The organism is uncultured Methanobrevibacter sp. (assembly GCF_937906425.1).
GTDB lineage: Archaea > Methanobacteriota > Methanobacteria > Methanobacteriales > Methanobacteriaceae > Methanobrevibacter.
Genome location: NZ_CALCYR010000036.1, coordinates 1 through 7600, shown reverse-complemented (window position 1 = coordinate 7600; position 7600 = coordinate 1). Strand labels below are relative to the sequence as shown.

At 31.3% G+C, this 7600-nt stretch carries 5 protein-coding genes; 1 reads left to right on the top strand and 4 read right to left on the bottom strand.

Annotated features, from left to right (window positions below; genetic code table 11):
- Positions 1–169: 169 nt before the first annotated feature.
- Entirely contained in the window at positions 170–1030 is an 861-nt protein-coding gene (locus Q0138_RS01110) for an Mrp/NBP35 family ATP-binding protein (RefSeq protein ID WP_297979745.1), read from the bottom strand.
- Positions 1031–1420: 390 nt separating this feature from the next.
- Between Q0138_RS01110 and Q0138_RS01105 the strand changes: the two genes are divergently transcribed.
- Positions 1421–3739: an alkaline phosphatase family protein gene (locus Q0138_RS01105; protein ID WP_297979742.1), complete on the top strand. Its 2319-nt coding sequence runs from the start codon at positions 1421–1423 to the stop codon at positions 3737–3739.
- Positions 3740–3999: 260 nt separating this feature from the next.
- Here the strand turns inward: Q0138_RS01105 and Q0138_RS01100 are convergent, their stop codons facing one another.
- From Q0138_RS01100 to thsA, 3 genes are all read right to left on the bottom strand, one after another.
- Complete coding sequence (locus Q0138_RS01100; protein ID WP_297979739.1) at positions 4000–4461, bottom strand: hypothetical protein; 462 nt, start codon at positions 4459–4461, stop codon at positions 4000–4002.
- Between the two features lie 38 nt (positions 4462–4499).
- Positions 4500–4991: a hypothetical protein gene (locus tag Q0138_RS01095; RefSeq protein WP_297979736.1), complete on the bottom strand. Its 492-nt coding sequence runs from the start codon at positions 4989–4991 to the stop codon at positions 4500–4502.
- A gap of 459 nt (positions 4992–5450) precedes the next feature.
- On the bottom strand, positions 5451–7067 hold the full coding sequence (gene thsA / locus Q0138_RS01090) for a thermosome subunit alpha (protein ID WP_297979733.1): 1617 nt from the start codon (positions 7065–7067) through the stop codon (positions 5451–5453).
- Between the last annotated feature and the right edge of the window lie 533 nt (positions 7068–7600).

The following is a 7600-nucleotide window of genomic DNA, read 5'->3' as shown; positions in this document are numbered from 1 at the left end:
AAAAAAGATAAAAAAAGCTTAAAAATCTAAAAAAAAAGAAAAAAATAGAAAAAAGATAAAAAAAGCTTAAAAATCTAAAAAAAAAGAAAAAAATAGAAAAAAGTAGAAACAAGAAAAAAATTCCCCAAATGGGAAATAGAAAAAAATAGAAAAATAAAAATTTAAATAACTATTCTAAAAATTCCTCTTCGATTTTAGAAACAATATCTACAAATTTCTTTGCAACTTCAGACTCTGCAAATGAATTGACCATAGTACTGTCCTTATTTGCAGATTCTGGAACTTGTTCAGTAAGAGGTAGATTATCCAAGTATTTAATTCCCATTTCCTTTGCAAAGGATTCCCCTTGACTTTCACCAAATATATTTGTCTTTTCACCGCAATGAGGGCAAACATAATAAGACATGTTTTCAATAAGACCAATCTTGTCAATATTTAACATCTTAACCATGCCGACACATTTTAAAACGTCTTCCTGGGACAAGCTATTAGGTGTGGTAACCATGATTACTGCATCAACATTTGGCAAGGTCTGAAGTACTGTCAAAGGTTCATCTCCAGTTCCTGGAGGGTTATCAATGATTAAAACGTCAAGATCTCCCCATGCAGTGTCTGCCATAAACTGTTTGATGGAACCTGATTTTTGAGGCCCTCTCCAAATGATTGGAGTGTCCAATGAATCAATTAAAAAACCCATTGACATAACCTTAATTCCATTTTTACTCATTACAGGAATCATTTCACCATTATTGATAAGTACATCCTCACCTTCAACATCCAACATTTTAGGAATATTCGGTCCATGAATATCAGCATCAAGAATACCTGTCAATAATCCTTTTTTCTGGAAAGCCTCTGCCAAATTAGCGGCAACGGTAGATTTGCCTACACCGCCCTTTCCACTCATAACAGCAATTTTATATTTAATATTTTTCATATGTTCAAAGAGCCTCATTTCCTGTTCAATAATAGCTTTTTGTTGTTCAGGACTTAAGTTTGCAGCTCCATGATGTCCATGTCCATTTGCCATACTTTCACCAATAAACATAAAAATTAAAATAAAACTAAAAATTCCTTTAGTTTTCTTAAAGACTTAATTTAAATTTTTTGTAATAAGTTATTTCTTATTTGAACAATTGTAAAAAAGTTCTATAATTAAATTCCTATTAAAAAAATTTAAATAAGTTCTAAAAATTAAATTCTTTTAAAATAATTTTAAATTATTCCTAATAATTAATTTCTTATTTTAATAATTTTAAAATTCTTTTTAACAGTTTAATATTTAATAATTTACCTATTTAAATATTATTTTTTTAAAAAATTTTTAAAGAAAATCAATATTAAAATATATAAAACTTTATTAATCTTATTAAAATAATATAAAATATTGACTAATTTTTAAACTTAAAAGAGGCAAAGAATGATAAATCGAATTGAAAATAACATCAAACAAGTAATTAAGTTAGCCATATACTTGATTTTGGAAGTGATTATTTTCTTTTCAATAACAAAAACCCTTGGAGGAATAATAATCCCCAATTTAAGAACTGCATTTATCATCATAGTCTCCTTATCACTAATCAACGCACTGATTTGGCATGGAATAACACTTATTTCACTTAGATTCCTTGTACTCACCCTTGGGTTTGGAACATTTCTCATTGACGGAATACTGCTATACATAATCAGCCTATTTTTACCTGGAGTTTCAATAGGGGGAATTGCCATTTTCAGCATCCCCCTGCTTATAGGAGTGATCTCCTCCATTCTTTCAATTATTCTAAACATCAATGACGATACAACATATTATCGTTACATTCTTGAAAAGGAGATGAAAACATTTTTTAGAACCCCTACAGACAAGGAAGGATTCATATTTTTGGAAATCGATGGATTATCACATAAAATTCTTAAGCAGGCATTGGAAAATGGAGACATGCCTACCCTTAAAAGATGGATAGATAATGGCAGCCACAATCTTGTCCAATGGGAAACTGATCTTTCAAGCCAAACAAGTTCATCACAGGCAGGAATTTTACACGGAAACAATGACAATATCCCTGCATTCCGCTGGGTTGAAAAAATACATAACAATAGAATCATTTCCTCAAATGGAATCAATGACTCAAAACTGATTGAAAAAAGAATCTCCAATGGAAAAGGTCTTTTATCAGATAATGGAGGAAGCAGATCAAACCTGTTTTCAGGAGATGCAAAGGATTATATTCTAACATTCAGCAGATTCAGCACTCCAAACAGTATCAATACAAGAACATGGTATTACATATATTCAACACCATTTGTAATAGCCAGAATGTTAATATTATTCCTATTTGACATGATTATGGAACTTATTTCCAGAATTAGACAGTTGGTAAAAAACATTCAGCCAAAAATAGGATGGAGAGGTTTAAAATACTTTGCCTCTCGTGCAGGAGCCAATGTTGTCCTTAGGGAAGCCACCACATTCACAATCATAGGAGACATCTTTGCAGGCCAATACAATGTTATCTATGCAACATATATGGGATATGATGAAATAGCCCACCATTCAGGAATAGATGACTTCGATTCATTCTATAGCCTAAGGCAAATCGACAAGCAAATAGAGCATATTGAAAATGCAGTAAACAAGTCCAACAGAAAATATAATCTAATCATCCTATCAGATCATGGCCAATCAAATGGCCCTACATTTAAGCAAAAGTACAAAATAAGCCTTAATGATTTGGTTAAAACACATTTGCCGGAACACATAAGAGTTCACAGCATACTCCATTCCAATGACGACCACTTTGCTGAAAAGTTTTCAATAAAACCGATTGCACATGAAAACAAGGAAAAATTAGACAAGAGAATTGAAAAGTCCAAAATGGCAATTGACAATAGAATTGACAACACCAAGGAAAGAATAGACAACACAATAGACAATACAAAAGAAAGACTGGACAATACAATAGACAATACAAAAGAAAGAATAGACAACACAATAGACAATACAAAGGAAAGAATCAGCAACAGTTTCGATGGAGAACTTGTTAACACATGGGACAGAGTGCTTGAGATAAAAAACAACTTAAGTTCAGACTACATCAATAGAGCTAAAAGGACCCTATTTTCAAGTGAAGAGCCAATGATTGAAAGATTGAACACCTTGTCAAGTGATTTCGATACAAATATCCAGATTTCAGATGAACAGATTACAAGCAATGAAACTGCACAAACAATTGTTCTTGCTTCAGGAAATCTAGGCTTGATTTATTTTACAGATTGGTCCAATAGAATGAGCTATGAACAGATTGAAGATGCGTTTCCTGGATTGATTAATGGACTTGCTTCACATGAAGGCATAGGTTTTCTAATGGTAAAATCTGATATATATGGTACAGTAGTTTTAAAGGATGAAAATGTATTTTACCTTAACAGCGAAGAGCATTTGGGAGAGAACTTCCTTGAAAAGTATGGAGAACATATTATTGAAAAGCTTAAAAGAACAGATGGATTTACTTATGTACCGGATATTCTTGTAAACAGCGAATATGATGTTGAAAATGATGAGGTTTATGCATTTGAGGAACTTATAGGAAGCCATGGAGGAGCAGGAGGAAGTCAACAGTATCCATTTATATTACATCCAAGCAATTGGAATAAAAAGGAAAATATTTTTGGTTCTGAGAATGTTTATAAGTTCTTTAAGGAAGAAATCAATAAAACATGGAAAATAGGGAAAAATAAATAATTAAATAAAGACTTTAATGGAACAGCTTAAAAAACAATGAAAGAATTCTTAAATAGCATACAGATACAATAAGTAAAACTTAATAAAAAAAGATAAAAATAAATAAAAACAAATAAAAATAAATAAAAACTATCAAACAAGTAAAAATAAGTAAAAAAAGATAAAAATAAGTAAAAATAAGTAAAAATAAGTAAAAATAAGTAAAAATAAGTAAAAAAAAGATAAAAATAAAATAAAAAAATTAAGAAACTTAGTAAAAACTAAGCTTCATCACCACCATAATCTTCTATAATAATCTCATGTGTAGGAGCTGAAGATTGGCTGGATCCGCCACTTGAACTAGAACTTCCTGAACTGGAAGTAGATGAACTGGAAGAACCAGAACTTGAGGAACTAGAAGAACTAGACCCACTTGAACCAGAACTAGAACTAGAACGAGTATTTGAATTAGAACTTCTTGCAATAGAATTAGAACTAGACCCACTTGAACCAGATCTTTGACTGCTAAGAGTAGAACTTGAAGTATCCCCAGATGATGAATCATCAACGTCCTCTGTAGGATTTGGAGAAAGAATGTCCTCAAATGATAAAAGTTCTGTATCAGAATCATTTGTTGCATTGTCGTCAAAGACCTGACCTGAAATAAAAGAAAGTGCACTAGAAACTGCTACAACAATTATTAAAGCAGCTATGATTGTAGTTACAACCCTTTTAGATTCCATATTTTAACCCCATTTATAAAAAATTATAAAAAATTAAGTTATTCGCTTGCTTCAACTGATGAACTAGAAGAACTTTCTGCAGGTGCACTAGCACCAGAATCATAGGATGCACTAGGAGCCACAGAAGAAGAACCAGAATCAGAACCGGAACTTGAAGAACTGCCTGAAGTAGAAGCAGAACCAGAACCAGAACCAGAACTATAAGAACTTGATCCAGAACTGTAAGAACTAGAACTATAGGAACTTGATCCAGAACTGTATGAACTGGAAGAAGAACTATAACTAGGGCTGCTAGCACCAGACTCATAATTTGAACCACTAGCACCAGACTCATAAGTAGAAGAAGCTACAGTAGTATTATTAGTTACATTGACATCAGCATCTGTGTCATTTGCAACATCAGTAGAATTACTGAAGCTTAATTCTTGAGTGCTATGAAAATCATCAGCCATAAAAGTCCATGCACAGAAAACTGCTGCAATAGCAATTAATACAAGCAAAATAGCAATTATTATATCTTCCGTTTCCATAAATTAACCTCAATAAATTTAAAATATACGGACAAATTATAAATTTTCAAATTAATAATTTTGATTTCAATAAATTATAAATAAGTTTTTATAATTGTACTAAAATTAATTAAATAAATAATTTAATTATATTAAATTATTATTATTTTCTTTAATCAATATAAATATTTTTATTAAAAGACAAATATATGAGCAAAAAATAAAGAATTTTAATAAAAAATCAATGCAAAATAGTAAAAATAATAAAAATAAGTTAAAAATCAATTAAAGATTATTAAAAAAATAAGTAAAAATAAGTAAAAATAAATAAAAATTAGTTAAAATAGATAAAAATTAGTAAAAATAAGTTAAATTAGAAATAAAATTAGTTTAAAAAAATAAAAAAAGAAAAAGCAAACCTCAACCAAAATAGACAAGATTTTGGTCAAGGTTTTTTGGCCGAAGGCCAAAAAAGCTTGCTTACATCATAGGAGGCATGCCGCCGCCCATACCTGGGTCCATTGGCATGTCGCCGCCACTGGTTCCGCTGGAAGCAATTACGTCATCGATTCTTAAAATCATTTCAGCAGCTTCGGAAGCAGATTGAATAGCTTGTTTCTTGACACGTTTAGGTTCTACAACACCTTCTTCTTTCATGTCAGTTACTTCACCAGTGAATACATTTAATCCCATATAAGGGGAATTTTCATGTGCAGCTCTTAAGTCTACTAAAGAGTCAATGCTGTCTAATCCTGCATTTTCTGCTAAGGTCTTAGGAACAATTTCCAAGGATTCTGCAAATGCAGTTACAGCTAATTGTTCTCTTCCGCTAATGGATTCAGCATAATCTTTAAGTTTTTTAGCCATAGCGATTTCTGGAGCTCCTCCACCAGCTACAACTTGACCGTCTTCAACGGTAGCAGCAACTACACCGATAGCGTCATCAACAGCTCTGTCAATTTCATCAACGATGTGTTTGGTACTTCCTCTGACTAATAAGGTTACTGCCTTAGGTTCTTTACATTCTTCTACGAAGATCATGTCTTCACCGGAGATTTTCTTCTCGGTTACAGAACCGGCTAAACCTAAGTCATCTTCAGTTAAGTCATCTAAGTTGGATACAACGGTAGCACCGGTTGCTTTAGCTAATTTTTCAATGTCTGATTTTTTAACTCTTCTTACAGCCATGATTCCTGCTTTAGCTAAGTAGTGTTGTGCTAAGTCATCAATACCTTTTTGAGCGAATAAGACAGTTGCACCAGAGTCAGCAACTTTATTAACCATGTCTCTGACCATTTGTTCTTCCTGTTCGATGAATGCTTGCATTTGAGCAGGGTCAGTGATTCTGATTTCTGCATCAACTTCAGTTTCCTTAACTTCTAAAGGAGAGTTGATTAAGACAACTTTAGCGTCTTTTAATTCAGAAGGCATACCAGGGTGTACCTTTTCCTTATCTACAATTACACCTTGTACTAAAGAGGATTCTTCAACTACAGCGCCATCTTTCTTTTCGATTTTAATGTGATCGGTTTCAACCTTGCCGTCAGCAGCAACTTGTTGTACTGCATCTACGATTAAGTTTGCTAAAGGTTCACGAGCTTTTTCAGTTCCTTTACCAGTCATTGCAGTCATTGCTACTTTTACGAGCATGTCACGAGAAATATCTTCAATTGCAATGTCTTCTAAAATTTCTTGAGCCTTTTCAGCTGCTTGTCTGTAACCCATAGCAATAATAGTTGGGTGAATGTCCATATCTAATAATGATTCAGATTTTTTAAGAAGTTCTCCTGCAATGATTACTGCAGTAGTAGTTCCGTCTCCTACTTCATCTTCTTGGGTTTTTGCTACTTCTACGAGCATTTTAGCTGCAGGATGTTCAATATCCATTTCTTTTAAGATAGTAACTCCATCGTTGGTTACTACAATGTCTCCAAGTCCATCAACTAACATTTTGTCCATTCCTTTTGGACCTAAAGTAGTTCTTACAGTTTCAGCTAAAACTTTACCTGCTAAGATGTTTGTTCTTTGTGCATCTCTTCCTAACAATCTGTTAGTTCCTTCAGGTAATACAAAAATAGGTTGTCCACCTTGTGCCATATTATACACCTCAATTTTTTATAAATAATTTTTTTAATAATTAATAAATATAATTTAAATAAACCTATCAAATAATAGATTGAATCATATCCCCTACATCAAAACAGATATGGGGCAGATTAAATTAAATCATACCTATTGAAATAAAAAGAACAGTTATAATCAAATTAAATCCCAAGAAACTGATTAAAACCAGTCCAAATTTCGGATTTTAATATGAAAATAATATTTATTCTATAATACAATTGGGTTTAAGGTTATATAAATACTTTTTGGTTTTTATAAAAAAATCAAGATTTATATATTTTAAAAAAACATTCAGAAAAATTAAAAAATATTAAACAAAAAAATATAATTTCAAATAATAATTAAACAAAAATGTAAAAAATTAATTTAGTTACAAAAATATATTAAAATGGATAGTTCCTTTAAGGTTTACATTTCTTAAACCACATAAAAAAGAACTGTGAAAATAATTTAAAAATAATTTAAAAATAATTAAAAAATAATTTAAAAATAATTTAAAAATAATT

Excerpts from the sequence above, each read along its gene's own strand:
- Q0138_RS01110 (WP_297979745.1), bottom strand. The coding sequence starts at position 1,030 with ATGGCAAATGGACATGGACATCATGGAGCTGCAAACTTAAGTCCTGAA.
- Q0138_RS01105 (WP_297979742.1), top strand. The coding sequence starts at position 1,421 with ATGATAAATCGAATTGAAAATAACATCAAACAAGTAATTAAGTTAGCC.
- Q0138_RS01100 (WP_297979739.1), bottom strand. The coding sequence starts at position 4,461 with ATGGAATCTAAAAGGGTTGTAACTACAATCATAGCTGCTTTAATAATT.
- Q0138_RS01095 (WP_297979736.1), bottom strand. The coding sequence starts at position 4,991 with ATGGAAACGGAAGATATAATAATTGCTATTTTGCTTGTATTAATTGCT.
- thsA (WP_297979733.1), bottom strand. The coding sequence starts at position 7,067 with ATGGCACAAGGTGGACAACCTATTTTTGTATTACCTGAAGGAACTAAC.